The organism is Roseovarius sp. A46, assembly GCF_004126395.1.
GTDB classification, from domain to species: Bacteria; Pseudomonadota; Alphaproteobacteria; order Rhodobacterales; family Rhodobacteraceae; genus Roseovarius; species Roseovarius nitratireducens.
The window spans coordinates 168,096-184,133 of the sequence record NZ_PVWS01000002.1; the positions used below are offsets into that span (position 1 = coordinate 168,096).

Annotated in this window: 11 protein-coding genes and 1 tRNA gene; 10 read left to right on the forward strand and 2 right to left on the reverse strand. The window is 66.6% G+C overall.

The features are described from left to right. Positions 1 to 30: 30 nt before the first annotated feature. The 5 genes from C6W92_RS02235 to lpdA all read left to right on the forward strand — a co-directional run bounded on the left by C6W92_RS02235 (position 31) and on the right by lpdA (position 7,026). Positions 31 to 2,991 (forward strand): 2-oxoglutarate dehydrogenase E1 component, encoded by a 2,961-nt coding sequence (locus tag C6W92_RS02235; protein WP_129431442.1) that lies wholly within the window; start codon positions 31 to 33, stop codon positions 2,989 to 2,991. Between the two features lie 3 nt (positions 2,992 to 2,994). Further along, positions 2,995 to 4,527, forward strand: a complete 1,533-nt coding sequence (gene odhB, locus C6W92_RS02240; protein ID WP_129431443.1) for a 2-oxoglutarate dehydrogenase complex dihydrolipoyllysine-residue succinyltransferase — start codon at positions 2,995 to 2,997, stop codon at positions 4,525 to 4,527. Positions 4,528 to 4,895: 368 nt separating this feature from the next. After that, positions 4,896 to 5,108, forward strand: a complete 213-nt coding sequence (locus tag C6W92_RS02245; protein ID WP_129431444.1) for a hypothetical protein — start codon at positions 4,896 to 4,898, stop codon at positions 5,106 to 5,108. Continuing rightward, a complete protein-coding gene (locus C6W92_RS02250; protein ID WP_129431445.1) occupies positions 5,105 to 5,500 on the forward strand; it encodes an MAPEG family protein in 396 nt (131 codons plus the stop codon). Before C6W92_RS02245 ends, C6W92_RS02250 begins: the two co-directional genes overlap by 4 nt. Before the next feature lie 131 nt (positions 5,501 to 5,631). Continuing rightward, the gene (lpdA, locus tag C6W92_RS02255) at positions 5,632 to 7,026 is read left to right on the forward strand and encodes a dihydrolipoyl dehydrogenase (protein WP_129431446.1); all 1,395 of its coding nucleotides are present in this window, start codon (positions 5,632 to 5,634) and stop codon (positions 7,024 to 7,026) included. Between the two features lie 58 nt (positions 7,027 to 7,084). Here lpdA and C6W92_RS02260 read toward each other — a convergent pair. Beyond that, positions 7,085 to 7,158: transfer RNA gene (locus C6W92_RS02260), tRNA-Gly, on the reverse strand. A 53-nt stretch (positions 7,159 to 7,211) separates the two neighbouring features. Continuing rightward, complete coding sequence (locus C6W92_RS02265; protein WP_129431447.1) at positions 7,212 to 7,796, reverse strand: DUF1285 domain-containing protein; 585 nt, start codon at positions 7,794 to 7,796, stop codon at positions 7,212 to 7,214. A 68-nt stretch (positions 7,797 to 7,864) separates the two neighbouring features. Here C6W92_RS02265 and C6W92_RS02270 point away from each other — a divergent pair, with 68 nt between their 5' ends. The 5 genes from C6W92_RS02270 to C6W92_RS02290 all read left to right on the forward strand — a co-directional run bounded on the left by C6W92_RS02270 (position 7,865) and on the right by C6W92_RS02290 (position 15,997). Next, a complete protein-coding gene (locus tag C6W92_RS02270) occupies positions 7,865 to 8,872 on the forward strand; it encodes an AAA family ATPase (RefSeq protein WP_129431448.1) in 1,008 nt (335 codons plus the stop codon). A 1-nt stretch (position 8,873) separates the two neighbouring features. Next, positions 8,874 to 9,761 (forward strand): DUF58 domain-containing protein, encoded by an 888-nt coding sequence (locus C6W92_RS02275; protein WP_129431449.1) that lies wholly within the window; start codon positions 8,874 to 8,876, stop codon positions 9,759 to 9,761. Then, positions 9,758 to 12,526 (forward strand): DUF4159 domain-containing protein, encoded by a 2,769-nt coding sequence (locus C6W92_RS02280; RefSeq protein ID WP_129431450.1) that lies wholly within the window; start codon positions 9,758 to 9,760, stop codon positions 12,524 to 12,526. Before C6W92_RS02275 ends, C6W92_RS02280 begins: the two co-directional genes overlap by 4 nt. Beyond that, on the forward strand, positions 12,523 to 14,574 hold the full coding sequence (locus tag C6W92_RS02285) for a glutamine amidotransferase (protein ID WP_129431451.1): 2,052 nt from the start codon (positions 12,523 to 12,525) through the stop codon (positions 14,572 to 14,574). Before C6W92_RS02280 ends, C6W92_RS02285 begins: the two co-directional genes overlap by 4 nt. A 385-nt stretch (positions 14,575 to 14,959) precedes the next feature. After that, entirely contained in the window at positions 14,960 to 15,997 is a 1,038-nt protein-coding gene (locus C6W92_RS02290; RefSeq protein WP_129431452.1) for a substrate-binding domain-containing protein, read from the forward strand. Positions 15,998 to 16,038: the final 41 nt, after the last annotated feature.

A 16,038-nucleotide genomic window follows, 5' to 3' on the forward strand; every position in this document is an offset into this window, starting at 1 on the left:
CAAGGTTCCAAGCTCCTCCGAGGTGCCATCATGACCGACCAATCTTCCAACGACCAGTTCCACGCCTCTTCCTTCATGCAGGGGCATAACGCCGAGTATCTCGAGCAACTCTACGCGCGCTACGCCAGCGATCCCGGTGCGGTGGACGAGGCGTGGAAGAAGTTCTTCGACGATCTGGGCGATCCCGGATCAGAGGTGACGCGCGAGGCCGCCGGCCCCTCCTGGGCGCGCGGCGACTGGCCGCCGCAGCCCTCGGACGACCTGACCGCCGCGTTGACCGGTGAATGGCCCGCCGAGCCCGAGATCAAGGACGCAGGCAAGAAGATCGCCGCCAAGGCCGCCGACAAGGGCGTCGAGGTCACCGACGAACAGGTCAAGCGCGCGGTGCTCGACTCGGTGCGCGCGCTCATGCTGATCCGCGCCTATCGTATCCGCGGCCACCTCATCGCAGAGCTTGACCCGCTGGGCCTGCGCGATCACGGCCACCGCCCCGAGCTTGACCCGAAATCCTACGGGTTCACCGAGGGCGACATGGACCGTCCGATCTTTATCGACAACGTGCTCGGGCTCGAGGTCGCGTCGCTGCGCGAGATCCTCGCCATCGTCAAGCGTACCTATTGCGGCACCTTCGCGCTGCAATACATGCACATCTCCGACCCCGAACAGTCCGGCTGGCTCAAGGAGCGGATCGAGGGCTACGACAAGGAAATCAGCTTTACGCGGAACGGGCGCAAGGCGATCCTGAACAAGATGGTAGAGGCCGAGGGCTTCGAGAAATACCTCCATGTAAAGTACATGGGAACCAAGCGCTTCGGCCTCGACGGTGCCGAAAGCCTGGTTCCTGCGATGGAGCAGATCATCAAGCGCGGCGGCCAGCTCGGCGTGCGGGACATCGTCATCGGCATGCCGCACCGCGGGCGGTTGAACGTGCTGGCCAACGTGATGGGCAAGCCCTATCGCGCGCTGTTCCACGAGTTCCAGGGCGGCAGCTTCAAGCCCGAGGATGTCGACGGGTCGGGCGACGTGAAATACCACCTCGGTGCCAGCCACGACCGCGAATTCGATGGCAACACCGTTCACCTGTCGCTCACCGCCAACCCCTCGCACCTCGAGGCGGTGAACCCGGTGGTCATCGGCAAGGTCCGCGCCAAGCAGGACCAGTTGAACGACACCGAGCGCACCAAGGTCCTACCCATCCTGCTGCATGGCGACGCGGCATTTGCCGGGCAGGGCGTGGTGGCCGAGTGTTTCGGCCTCTCGGGGCTCAAGGGGCACAAGACCGGCGGCACCATGCACATCGTGGTCAACAACCAGATCGGCTTTACCACCGCGCCGCACTTCTCGCGCTCCTCGCCCTATCCCACCGATATCGCGCTGATGGTCGAGGCGCCGATCTTCCACGTCAACGGCGACGACCCCGAGGCGGTGGTGCACGCCGCCCGCGTCGCCACGGAATTCCGCCAGAAGTTCCACAAGGACGTGGTCATCGACATCATCTGCTACCGCCGCTTCGGCCATAACGAGGGGGATGAGCCGATGTTCACCAACCCCCTGATGTACAAGAAGATCAAGCAGCAGAAAACCACGCTCGCCCTCTACACCGACCGGCTGGTCAAGGACGGCCTCATCCCCGAGGGCGAGGTCGAGGACATGAAGGCGGCGTTCCAGTCGCATCTCGGCGACGAGTTCGAGGCGGGCAAGGACTATCGCCCCAACAAGGCCGACTGGCTCGACGGCGTGTGGTCCGACCTCAACCCCCACAAGGGCGATTACGAACGCGGCGAGACCTCGATCAAGCCCGAAACGCTCAAGGAGATCGGCACCGCGCTGAGCCGTGCGCCCGAGGGCTTCAACCTGCACAAGACCGTGGGCCGCCTGCTCGACGCCAAGCGCCAGATGTTCGAGACGGGCGAGGGCTTTGACTGGGCCACCGCCGAGGCGATCGCCTTCGGCTCTCTGTTGACAGAGGGCTACGGCGTCCGCCTCTCGGGTCAGGACAGCACCCGCGGCACCTTCAGCCAGCGCCATTCCGGGCTGATCGACCAGGAGACCGAGGACCGCTACTACCCGCTCAACCATATCCGCGAGGGCCAGGCGCAATACGAGGTCATCGACTCGATGCTCTCGGAATACGCCGTGCTCGGGTTCGAGTATGGCTACAGCCTCGCCGAGCCCAAGGCCCTCACCCTCTGGGAGGCGCAGTTCGGCGATTTCGCCAACGGCGCGCAGATCATGTTCGATCAGTTCATCTCCTCGGGCGAAGCGAAATGGCTGCGCATGTCGGGCCTCGTCTGCCTGCTGCCCCACGGCTACGAGGGGCAGGGCCCCGAGCACTCCTCGGCCCGGTTGGAGCGGTTCCTGACCATGTGCGGCGGCGACAACTGGATCGTGGCCAACTGCACCACCCCGGCCAACTACTTCCACATCCTGCGCCGGCAACTCTACCGCACCTTCCGCAAGCCGCTCATCCTGATGACGCCGAAATCGCTCCTGCGCCACAAGATGGCGGTCTCGGTCGCGGCGGATTTCACCACCGGCTCGTCGTTCCACCGGGTGCTGTGGGACGATGCCCAATACGGCAATTCCGATACCGAGCTTGTCCCCGACAAGAAGATCAAGCGCGTGGTCATGTGCTCGGGCAAGGTCTATTACGACCTGCTCGAAGAGCGCGACAAGCGCGGCATCGACGATGTCTACCTGATGCGGATAGAGCAGTTCTACCCGTTCCCGGCCATGTCCATGGTCAAGGAGCTCGAGCGCTTCAAGCAGGCGGAAATGGTCTGGTGCCAGGAAGAGCCCAAGAACCAGGGCGCCTGGTCCTTCATCGAGCCGAATATCGAATGGGTTCTCACGCGCATCAAGGCCAGGCACAAGCGGCCCCAATACGCCGGTCGCCCCGCCGCTGCCTCGCCCGCCACGGGCCTCGCCAAACAGCACAAAGCACAACAAGAGGCGCTGGTGGATGCCGCGCTGACCATCGAAGGGAAATAAGTGATGAGCACCGAAGTCCGTGTCCCCACCCTGGGCGAATCCGTCTCCGAGGCGACCGTCGCCACCTGGTTCAAGAAACCCGGCGACAGCGTCGCCGTCGACGAGATGCTGTGCGAGCTTGAAACCGACAAGGTGACGGTAGAGGTGCCCGCCCCCGCCGCCGGCACGCTGGGCGAGATCGTCGCGCAGGAGGGCGAAACCGTGGGTGTCGATGCGCTCCTTGCCACCATCACCGAAGGCGCGGGCAAACCCGCCCCCAAGGAAGAAAAGAAGGCCGAGGCCGCGGCCCCGAAGGACAGCGGCGGCGGCGAGGGCGAGAGCATCGACGTCATGGTCCCCACCCTTGGCGAGAGCGTGAGTGAGGCCACCGTCGCCACATGGTTCAAGGCGGTGGGCGACGCCGTCGAGGCCGACGAGATGCTGTGCGAGCTGGAAACCGACAAGGTCTCGGTCGAGGTCCCGGCCCCCGCCGCTGGCACGCTGACGGAAATCCTCGCCGGTGAGGGCGAGACCGTGCAGGCGGGCGGCAAGCTCGCGCTCATGTCCTCGGGCGCGGGCGCGGCGGCCCCCGCCAAGGCCAGCGAGGGCGACGACGACGCCCCCGCCAAAACCTCGGCCAAATCCCCGGCCAAATCATCCGGCAAGGATGTCGAGGATGCCCCCTCGGCGAAAAAGGCGATGGCCGAGGCGGGCGTCTCGCGCGATCAGGTCGAGGGCTCCGGCCGCGACGGCCGCGTGATGAAGGAAGACGTGGCCAAGGCCGGCGCCGCCGCCAAACCGGCCCACGCCGCCGCCCCCGCGCAGGCCCCCCGCGCGCCCTCCCCGGCAGAGGACGCCGCGCGAGAGGAACGGGTCAAGATGACGCGGCTCAGGCAGACCATCGCCAGGCGGCTGAAGGACAGCCAGAACACGGCCGCCATGCTCACCACCTATAACGAGGTGGACATGACCGCGGTGATGGACCTGCGCAACGAGTACAAGGCCGAGTTCGAGAAGAAGCACGGCGTGAAACTCGGCTTCATGTCCTTCTTCACCAAGGCCTGCTGCCACGCGCTCAAGGAGGTGCCCGAGGTCAACGCCGAGATCGACGGCACCGATATCGTCTACAAGAACTTCGTCCACATGGGCATCGCGGCAGGCACGCCCACCGGCCTCGTCGTGCCGGTGATCCGCGACGCCGATTCCATGAGCTTCGCCGCCATTGAAAAGGCCATCGCCGAGAAAGGCGCCCGCGCCCGCGACGGCAAGCTAAGCATGGCCGAGATGCAGGGCGGCACGTTTACCATCTCCAACGGCGGCGTCTACGGCTCGCTGATGTCCTCGCCCATCCTCAACCCGCCGCAATCGGGAATCTTGGGCATGCACAAGATCCAGCAGCGGCCCATGGTCGTGAACGGCGAGATCAAGGCCCGCCCGATGATGTACCTCGCCCTCAGCTACGACCACCGCATCGTCGACGGAAAGGGCGCAGTGACGTTCTTGGTGCGGGTCAAAGAGGCGCTCGAAGACCCGCGGCGGCTGCTGATGGATTTGTGATCGCGGGCCGGGGTAAACCCCGGCCTACCGTAGGGCGGGGTTAACCCCGCCACCAATCCAACCGGAGGCAAGCTCCATGACCGCCCGCCCCGCCGCTCCCGGCGGCCTCAAAAAGAAATGGTGGGGTTCAGCCACCAAAACGACACTGAACAAAGAGGGGTGACGTCGTAGAAATGATTGAAAGCTGGCCTTTGTATGCAATCCTCGCTCTCATCATTGCTTGTGGATTTTACCTCCAACGCATTGATCGGAGAGTAAAGTTGATAAGCGCTAGGCTGGGCCGACTTTCTCTAACGTTTCAAAAAATCGAAAACGATTTGGATTCGCTCCAAACCTCAGTTCTAATTCTTGCGAAGAATGATCCTGATATGATTGAAGAGATTACCTTGGCAAGAGATCGCAGGCCTTTGATTTTTCGCCAAATTGTAGAAAGTGGTCCTAATTCCGCGGAGATTCTCAGAGGCTTGGAATGGCCCGACATGGACGATGATCCGGTCTTTTGGAGAGAAGGTTCACTTGCCGACCACATGCGGTTACCGGAAAGCTTAGACGAAGCGCAAAGCGCGAAGGGGAACAAATGACCCCGGAACTCACCGCCCTCACACTCGCCGCGCTCCTGCAGGTCGTCCAATACCTGCTCTACGCGGTCCCCGCCAATCTCGAGCTTGGCCCCGGCTACACCATGTCCGCCCGCGACCGCGAACCGACCAAACAGATGTCCGACGGCACCGCCCGTCTGGGCCGCGCGCTCACCAACCATTTCGAGGGGCTGATCCTCTTCACCATCGCCGTCGTCACCGTCACGCTCGGCGACCAATCCACCCCCCTGACCGCCGCCTGCGCGTGGACCTACCTCGCCGCCCGCGTCGCCTATATCCCGACCTATTACCTCGGCCTGCGCCCCTGGCGCTCGCTGATCTGGGCGGTGGGCTTCTTCGCCACGCTCCTCATGCTGCTGGCGGCGCTCGTCTGATGCTTCATCTTGCCCGAAATATCCCGGGGGAGTCGCCGCAAGGCGACGGGGGCAGCGCCCCCAAACCACCGACGCAATACCGACAGAATACCGACGCGATACCGACGCGCAAAATGAAAGGACTCTGACCCATGGCCTCCTATGACGTGATCATCATCGGCGCCGGCCCCGGCGGCTATGTCTGCGCCATCCGCTGCGCGCAACTCGGCCTGAAAACCGCCGTGGTCGAGGGCCGCGAGACGCTGGGCGGCACCTGCCTCAACGTCGGCTGCATCCCCTCCAAGGCGCTGCTGCACGCCACCCATCAACTCCATGAAGCGGAACACAATTTCGCCAAGATGGGCCTCAAGGGCAAGTCGCCCTCGGTCGACTGGAAACAGATGCAGGCGTACAAGGACGACGTCATCGGCCAGAATACCAAGGGCATCGAATTCCTGTTCAAGAAGAACAAGATAGACTGGATCAAGGGCTGGGCCTCGATCCCCGGGGCGGGCAAGGTCAAGGTGGGCGACGAGACCCACGAGGCAAAGAACATCGTCATCGCCTCGGGGTCTGAATCCGCCAACGTCCCCGGCGCCGATGTCACCATCGACGAAAAAATCGTCGTCACCTCCACCGGCGCACTGGAATTGTCCAAGGTTCCCAAGAGCATGGTGGTGATCGGCGGCGGCGTGATCGGGCTCGAGATGGGCTCGGTCTATGCCCGCCTCGGCACACAGGTCACCGTGGTCGAATTCCTCGACGCCATCACCCCGGGCATGGACGGCGAGGTGCAGAAAAACTTCCAGAAGATCTTGAAGAAACAAGGCATTGATTTCGTCATGGGCGCCGCCGTCCACACCGTCGAGACGCTCAAGACCAAGGCCAAGGTGCACTACAAGCTGCGCAAGGACGACAGCGAGCATCAGCTCGACGCCGATGTCGTCCTCGTCGCCACGGGCCGCAAGCCCTATACCGAGGGGCTCGGCCTCGACAGCCTCGGTGTCGAGATGACCAAGCGCGGACAGGTCGCTGTGGGCAAGGATTGGCAGACCAACGTCAAGGGCGTCTACGCCATCGGCGACGCCATCGACGGCCCGATGCTCGCCCACAAGGCCGAGGACGAGGGCATGGCCGTGGCCGAGGTGCTGGCGGGCAAGCACGGCCACGTCAACTACGGCGTAATCCCCGGCGTGATCTACACCCACCCCGAGGTGGCCAACGTGGGCGAGACCGAAGAAACCCTGAAAGATCAAGGGCGTGCCTACAAGGTCGGCAAGTTCTCCTTCATGGGCAACGGCCGCGCCAAGGCCAATTTCGCCGCCGACGGCTTCGTCAAGATCCTCGCCGACAAGGTGACCGACCGCATCCTCGGCGCGCATATCATCGGGCCGATGGCGGGCGATCTCATCCACGAGATCTGCGTCGCGATGGAATTCGGCGCAAGCGCCGAGGACCTCGCCCTCACCTGCCACGCGCACCCCACCTATTCCGAGGCGGTGCGCGAGGCGGCGCTGGCCTGTGGCGACGGTGCGATCCACGCCTGAGCCCCTCCGGCGCGGCCAATGCGTCGCGCCGGTCTCAGCCGGACCTGCCTGATGGGATTGGAGCGGGTGAAGGGAATCGAACCCTCGTCGTCAGCTTGGGAAGCTGCTGCTCTACCATTGAGCTACACCCGCGACGCGCCTTGATTACCCGCAAATGCGCCCGCGCCGCAAGAGCAAAGCGCGCGCTATTCCGGCAGCTCCGCCTCGGGGATCATGGCAAAGAACGCGCCGCCCGACCACAGGCCGAACCACCCGTCTTGGCGGTCCCCGATCTCGACAAGGCGGTAAAAGCTCTTGCGGTCGATCAGCGCGTCGAGACCGGCGCGGACATGGACATAAGGCGACGGCTCGCCGGTCTCCGGGTCGCGCTCCACCCGGATCGGGTGATCCGGCCCGGCGGTGACGTGATCGCCGACGTTGGTCTCGAATCGCAGGTTCTGGCCCTCGCCTTCGCCGTCACGCTCGAAATCGACGGCGACGAAGGGCGCGTCATCGACGGTGATTCCCACTTTCTCGACCGGGGTGACGAGGAAGTACCTGTCGCCGTCCTTGCGCAGGATGGTGGAAAACAGCCGCACAAGCCCGTGGCGGTTGATGGGCGTGCCTTGATAGTACCACGTCCCGTCACGGGCGATCCGCATGTCGAGATCGCCGCAGAAGGGCGGGTTCCACTCATGCACCGGCGGCAGATCCCGGCCGCTGGATTTCGCGGCACGCGCCGAGGCGGCTAGGCTCTCGGCTGACGGGGTTGTGACGCTGCTCGCACTCATTGCTTTTGCCATTTCCAATTGAAACGATACATTCCACATGAAGATATAGGCCCAACCGGAGTTTTGCCATGACCGAAGAGACCGATCTCGTTGCCGGGCTGGAGGCGCTGGAGGAAAAGCTGGCGCGTGCACGGGCCTCGATCACCCGGCGCTTCATCGGGCAGGAGCGCGTCGTCGACCTGTCGCTCTCGGCTCTCCTGTGCGGTGGGCACGGGCTTTTGATCGGCTTGCCGGGGCTGGGCAAGACGCGGCTGGTGGAGACGCTGGGCACAGTGATGGGGCTCGCGACCAACCGGGTGCAGTTCACCCCCGACCTGATGCCCGCCGACATCCTCGGGAGCGAGGTGCTCGAGACCTCGAATGACGGTCGCCGAGCGTTCAAGTTCATCGAGGGGCCGATCTTCTGCCAGCTTCTCATGGCCGACGAGATCAACCGCGCCAGCCCGCGCACCCAATCGGCGCTGTTACAGGCGATGCAGGAGCGGCAGGTGACCGTGGCGGGCGAGACCCGCGCGCTGGACCAGCCCTTCCACGTCCTGGCCACGCAGAACCCGATCGAGCAGGAGGGCACCTATCCGCTGCCCGAGGCGCAGCTCGACCGCTTCCTCGTGCAGATCGAGGTGCCATACCCTGATCGCGACACCGAGCGCGCGATCCTTCTGGCCACCACCGGGGCCGACGAGGAAGAGGCGCATGGCGTGTTTACGCCCGCGGACCTGATCGCCGCGCAGCGGATGCTACGGCGGATGCCGGTGGGCGAGAGCGTGATGGAGATGATCCTCGACCTCGTCCGCGCCGCCCGCCCAGAGGAGCCCGGAGTTTCCGAGGCGGTGCGCGAAAGCGTCGCCTGGGGGCCGGGGCCGCGCGCCGCGCAGGCACTCATGCTGACGGTGCGCGCGCGGGCGATGTTGCAGGGCCGCCTCGCCCCGGATGCGAGCGACGTGGCTGCGATGGCGATGCCGGTGCTGAGCCACCGCATGGCGCTCAACTTCGCGGCACGGGCACGCGGCGACAGCCTCGGTGCTCTGATCTCGACGCTGGTCGAAGACATCACCCGGGTCGAGGCGGCAGCCTGAGATGGCCGATGCCGCCCCGAGCCTGCGCGCCCGCGCCGAGGCGGAAACGGCGCGCCTGCCGCCGCTGCTGGCGCGCGCCGACCGGCTGGCGCGCACGGTGATGATGGGCGAGCACGGTCGCAGGCGGGCGGGCACCGGTGACGATTTCTGGCAATACCGCCCCGTGCAGCCGGGCGACAGCCGCCGCATGATCGACTGGCGCCGCTCGGCACGGTCGGATGCCCAGTTTGTCCGTCAGCGCGAATGGAAACTGGCGCAAAGCGTGATGCTCTGGGTCGATCCCGCCGCCTCGATGCGCTTCGCCTCGCGCAAGGATCTGCCGGAAAAGGCCGACCGCGCGCGGCTTCTGGCGTTGGCGGTGGCGCTGCTCCTTGATCGCGCTGGTGAGCGGGTGGGGATGACCGGCACGGCGCTGCCGCCACGGCGCGGTGCGGCACAGGTCGCGCGGCTGGCCGAGGCGCTCATCGCCGAGAGCGGCGAGGATCACGCAGCGCCCGACATGTCCGGCCTCGTGCCGTATGGGCGCGCGCTGCTGGTCTCGGATTTCCTTGGTGACCCGGAGCCGGTGCGCCACGCGCTGACTGCGGCGGCGGATCGCGGCGTGCGCGGCGTGCTGCTGCAGGTGCTCGACCCTGTGGAAGAGGCGTTTCCCTATCGCGGGCGCACCATTTTCGAGAGCGTCGCCGGCACGCTCACCCATGAGACGCTCAAGGCATCTGATCTGCGCGGGCGCTATCTTGAGCGGCTCGCGGCGCGCAAGGACGAGTTGTCGTCGCTGGCGTCGGCGACCGGCTGGCAATACGGCTGCCACCACACTGACGGCCCCGCGCAGGCAGCGCTCTTGTGGCTGCACAGTGCCATCGCCGAAGGACGGGGAGGGCGCGCATGAGCCTGTTGTCCATCGGTTTCACCACGCCGTGGCTCCTATGGGCGCTGGTGGCGCTGCCGCTGTTATGGATTCTCCTGCGCGCGGTGCCGCCCGCACCGGTGCGGCGGCGCTTCCCCGGTGTGGCGCTACTCCTGGGGTTGCGCGACGAGGACAGCGTGAGCGACCGCACGCCGTGGTGGCTGTTGCTTCTGCGGATGCTGACAGTGGCGGCGGCCATCGTCGGGCTGGCGGGTCCGGTACTCAATCCCCGCGATGCCGGCGGTACGGTAAACACCGCGCCGCTGCTGCTCGTGGTCGAAGACGGCTGGGCCGCCGCACGCGATTGGCCGGCACAACGCGCCGCCATAGAGGCGCAGCTTGCACAGGCCGCGCGTGACGGGCGCACCGCCGCGTTGATGCGGTTGAGCGCGCCTGAGCGCCCGGTTTTTCGCGCCGCTGCCAACCTGCGTAGTCGCCTGCCGGGGCTCGCGCCCGCCCCGTGGAGCGCACGGCCCGAGAGCTATGCCGAGGCAGTGGCGCTGCTGCCCGAGGGCGCGGTAGAGACGCGCTGGTTCTCCGACGGGCTGGACCGCGACGGGCGCGAGGACCTGCTCGCCGCGCTTGAGGCGCGCGGCCCGGTGGTGGTGCACGAAAGCGCGCGCCCTGTTCTGGCGCTGGCCCCGCCCGGCCTAGAGGACGGGATGGTGGCCCTGCGTGCCTTGCGCGCGGGGGCAGAGGGCGCGCGCGACGTTGAGATCGCCGCGCATGGCCGCGACCCGGGCGGCGCCGAGCGGGTGCTGGCGCGCCTGCCTCTGGAGTTTGCGCCCGGGGCCACCGAGGCCACTGGCCGCCTCTCGCTACCGCCCGAGTTGCGCGCGCGGATCGACCGGTTCGAGATCGAGGGCGCGCGCCACGCCGGCGCCGTCAGCCTCGCCGATGATGGGCTGCGGCGGCGCGAAGTGGCGCTGGTCGCGGGCCGCGAGGACCGCGAGGGGCTCGAGCTTCTGTCGCCACTTTATTACCTGCGCAAGGCGCTCGCCCCCAATGCCGACATCCTCGAGGGCGCACTGCTCGATCTCATGCCTGCCAACCCCGACGCTGTCGTGCTGGCCGACGTGGCAACGCTCTCGTCGGCGGAACAGACCGCGCTGGGCGAGTGGGTCGAAGCGGGCGGCGTGCTGGTGCGCTTCGCCGGGCCAAGGCTCGCGGCAAGCGATGTTTCGCGCAGCGAGGAGGCCCCGCTCATGCCGGTGCGCCTGCGCGCGGGCGGGCGCACCGTGGGCGGCGCGATGAGTTGGGGCGCGCCCAAGACACTGGCCCCCTTCCCCGAGAACAGCCCGTTTCGCGGCCTCGAGATCCCCGAGGACGTCAACGTGACCGCACAGGTGCTGGCGCAGCCCGATCCCACCCTTGCCGACCGCGTGATCGCCCAACTGGGCGACGGCACGCCGCTGGTCACGCGCAAGCGGCTCGGTGCGGGGCAGGTGGTGCTGTTTCACGTTACGGCCAACGCCGCGTGGTCGTCGCTGCCGCTGTCGGGACTGTTCGTGCAGATGCTCGACCGGCTCGCGGTGTCCTCGACCCGGGCGGCACCGTCACCGGCAGAGCTTGCCGGGACGATATGGCAGCCGGTGCAGGTGCTCGACGGGTTCGGGCGCTTGCAGGACGCGGGCACGCGGCCCGGCGTGGCGGGCGAGCGTCTTCTTGACGCAGCCCTCGGTCCCGATCTCGTGCCCGGCATCTACGAGGGCCCCGAGCGGCGTGTGGCGCGCAACGTGATCGGGCCCGAGACGCGGATTGCGGCGTCGGAATGGCCCGCCCGCGTGCCCGTCGAGGGGCTGGCGCTCGCGCCCGAGACGCCGCTGGGCGGCTGGCTCCTGTCGGCGGCGCTGGCGCTGATGGTGGCCGATATCCTTGCGGCGCTGGCGCTCTCGGGGCGGCTCTGGCGCGGCGGGGCGGTGGCGTCCGTCCTGGCCGCGCTCGCGCTCGCCGCTGTGTCACCCGGTCCGGCGCATGCACAGGCCAGCGACGACGCGCGCGCTATCGAGGCCACGTCCGAGGTGGTGCTCGCCCACGTTCTCACCGACGATCCGCAGGTGGATGACGCCGCGCGCGCCGGTCTGCGGGGGCTTGGGCGCGTACTCACCTTCCGCACCTCGGTCGAGCCTGCGCCCCCCATCGGCGTCGATCTCGAACGCGACGAGCTTGCCTTCTACCCGATGCTCTACTGGCCGATCACCCCGGATCAGCCGCTGCCGTCGTCCGATGCTTATGCAAGGCTCAACGATTACCTGCGCAATGGCGGGTTGATCCTTTTTGATACGCGCGATGCCGATATCGCGGGCTATGGTGCGTCCTCGCCCAACGGTGCGCGGTTGCAACGGCTGGCCGCCCCGCTCGACATCCCACCGCTGGAGCCGGTGCCCGAGGATCACGTGCTCACCCGCACCTTCTATCTGCTGAGTGATTTTCCCGGCCGTCACAGGGGCCGCGACGTCTGGGTCGAGGCCGCCCCGCCCGATGCCGAACGGGCCGAGGGGATGCCGTTCCGCGATCTCAACGACGGGGTGACGCCGGTGGTGATCGGCGGCAATGACTGGGCCTCGGCCTGGGCCGTGAGCGAGCGGGGTGACCCGCTCTTCCCCGTAGGCCGCGGCTATACCGGCGAACGGCAGCGCGAGATGGCCTATCGCTTCGGCGTCAACCTCGTGATGCACGTGCTCACCGGCAACTACAAATCCGACCAGGTGCACGTGCCCGCGCTGCTGGAAAGGCTGGGACAATGACCGGCACGGTGATCTTTGACCCGCTCGTGCCGCTGTGGCTCGTCGCTGCGCTGGCAGTTGTGACGGGGGCAGTGCTGGTGCTCGCTGCGCGATTCGGGCTGGCGGGCTGGGCGCTCCGTGGGTTGGCCGCGCTGGTGCTGATCGCTGCACTCTCCGGCCCCTCCTACCGGCAGGAAGAGCGCGACCCGCTCAGTGATATCGTCCTGCTGGTCGATGACCGCAGCGCCAGCCAGCGGCTCGCGGACCGCGCGGAAACCACCACCGCCGCCGCCGAGACGCTGGCCGCCCGGATCGAGGCGCGCGACAATACCGAGCTGCGCCGTGTCACCGTCGGCGACGCGCCCGAGAACCGCGGCTCGCTGGTGATGGGCGCGCTTTCCGAGGCGCTGGCAGAGCTGCCTCGCGGTCGGGTCGCCGGGGCGATTCTGCTGTCGGACGGGCAGGTGCACGATCTGGAGGCCGCCCCCGACATGCCTGCACCGTTGCATCTCTTGCACACGGGCCGCGAGGACGACTGGGACCGGCGGCTGCGCATCGACAATGCTCCGGCATTCGCCATCCTCGGCGAGGAGGTGCGCCTGACCCTCACGATCACTGACGAGGGCGCTGCCCCCGAGGGCGTGACCACCGTTCCCGTGGATATCGCCGTCGACGGTGCGGCGCCGCAGCGCTACGACGTCCCGCTGGGGCGCGAGGTGACGCTGCCGCTCACCCTGCCGCATGGCGGGCGCAACGTGCTGCAATTCTCCACACCCGCCGCCGAGGGTGAGCTGACCGACCGCAACAACACTGCGCTGGTGCAGATCAACGGGGTGCGCGACCGGTTGAGCGTTCTGCTCGTCTCGGGGCAGCCGCACGCGGGCACGCGGACATGGCGCAACCTGCTGAAATCCGACAGTTCCGTGGACCTCGTGCATTTCACGATCCTGCGTCCGCCCGAGAAACAGGACGGCGTACCGGTGCGCGAGCTGTCGCTCATCGCCTTTCCCACCCGTGAGCTGTTTCTCGAGAAAGTGGACGAGTTCGACCTCATCATCTTCGACCGTTACCGGCGGCGCGGTATCCTGCCCTCGATCTATCTCGAGAACATCCGCCAGTATGTCGAGCGTGGCGGCGCGGTGTTGCTCGCCGCCGGGCCGGATTTCGCCGGGGCCGAGAGTATCTATCGCGGCCCGTTCGAGGAAATGGTCCCCGCGCGCCCCACCGCGCGCGTAGTCGAGAAGGGCTATCGACCGCGGATCAACGAACTGGGGCAACGGCACCCGGTGACAGCGGGACTCGATGCGGCTTGGGAGGGCGACTGGGGTCGCTGGATGCGCCAGATCGAGGTGGAGCCCGACGCGGATGGCGAGGTGGTGATGACCGGCGCGGATGAGCGCCCGTTGCTGGTGCTCGACCGGGTGGGCGAGGGGCGCGTGGCGCTCTTGGCTTCGGATCATGCCTGGCTGTGGGGGCGCGGTTACGAGGGTGGCGGGCCACAGCTCGACCTGCTGCGGCGGCTGGCGCACTGGATGATGAAGGAGCCCGAGCTCGAGGAAGAAGCGCTGCGCGCCGAGGCGACCGGGCAGACGATGCGGATCACCCGCCGCACGCTATCCGAATCGGTGCCCGACGTGACCATTACGACCCCCTCGGGCGACGAGGTGGTCCGCTCGCTCGAAAAGGTGGCACCGGGCCGGTTCGAGACCGTCTACGAGGGGCCCGAGATCGGGCTCTACCGGCTGGAGAACGGTGACGAGACGGCGGTGATCGGCCTCGGCCCGGCTGCCCCGGTGGAATTCGAGCGAACGCTGGCCACCGGTGATGTGCTCGAGCCCGCCATCGCCCCCACGGGCGGCGGCGTGCGCGCGCTCAAGGACGGGTTGCCGGCGATCCGCGAGGTGCGCGCAGGCCGCCCCGCCGCCGGGCGCGGCTGGATCGGGATCACCCCCCGCGGGGCTTACGAGACGGTGAGCGTGCGGCAGATGGCGCTCCTGCCGCCGTGGCTGGTGTTGTTGCTGACCGCCGGGTTTATCACCGCCGGGTGGCTGCGCGAGGGTAGGCGCTAGAGCGTGTCGCTCAAAAGTGGGAACCGGTTTTGAGCTTCTCGGACACGCGAAATCAATGAGTTGGAGCGGGTTGCGTGAATGCGAATGAACGCGAAACGCTCTAGGCACCGGTAACAGGGCGTTACCTCCTCACGATTCGAGGCATATCCGGGGTTGATGCGCTCCGCGACTCCGTGTGTCATGGCCCGCGTTCGGCGACTCAAGATAGCACCGTCGTCCATGGGTTGGCGCTTGACCTCGGAGAGGCAGCTTCACACGTCGCGTAAAGAAGTCGCATTGGATGCCGTGCTTCATGTAAATGTTACAAAAACGTAGCACTGATGTCACCCGAGACGCCTATCCGACGCGTGGTTGTCCAAACCTAAACCTGACAGCAGGAGCTATCATGTCCTACACCAAACTTTCCGTCTCGGCGCTGGCGCTGGCCGCCATGTCCGCGACCACGGCCGCCGCGCGCGACCAGATCAGCATCGTCGGTTCGTCCACCGTGTTCCCGTACACGCAAGCCGTGGCCGAGCAATTCTCGAATAATACCGGCGCGCCGTCGCCGATCGTGGAATCCACCGGCACCGGCGGCGGGATGCAGATTTTCTGCGAAGGCATCGGCGAAAGCCATCCAGACCTGACCGGCGCCTCGCGCGCGATGAAGGCCTCGGAATGGGCCAAGTGCGAGGAAAACGGCGTGACCGACATCACCGAGGCGATGATCGGCTATGACGGCCTGTCCATCGGCGTGTCGCGCGACAACGATTTTGCATGGGACCTGTCGCTCGAGGAAATCTACCTCGCGCTGGGTGCCGAGGTTCCGGTCGATGGCGAGTGGGTCGATAACCCCTACACCAAGTGGTCGGAAATCAACGCCGACCTGCCCGAGACCGAGATCCTCGTTCTCGGACCGCCGCCGACCTCGGGCACCCGCGACGCCTTCGTCGAGCTGGCGATGCGCGAGGGCTGCAAGGAGACCGATTACGTCGCGAATGGCGACTTCGACAAGAAATGGGTCAAGGAAAACTGCTCGCGCATGCGTACCGACGGCCCCTTCATCGAAGCTGGCGAGAATGACAACCTGATCGTGCAGCGTCTCGAGGCCGACCCGAACGCGATGGGCATCTTCGGCTATTCGTTCCTCTACGAAAACCTCGACAAGCTGAAGGGCGTGAACATCAACGGTGTCGAGCCCACTGCCGACACTATTGGTGACTTCTCCTACCCGATCTCGCGCCCGCTGTTCTTCTACGTCAAGAACGCGCATCGCGGCGTGATCCCGAACTTCCAGGAGTTCGTCGAGGAGTACATGTCCGAGGACGCGATGGCCCCCGGCGGCTATCTTGAGGAGCGCGGCATGGTTACCCTGCCCGACGATCTGCGCGCCAAGACCCAGGACGACGTCATCAACGGTGCCTCCATGGAACCCAAGAGCTGATACGGCTATACTTCTGACCGGGCACGGTACGCCGCGCCTTC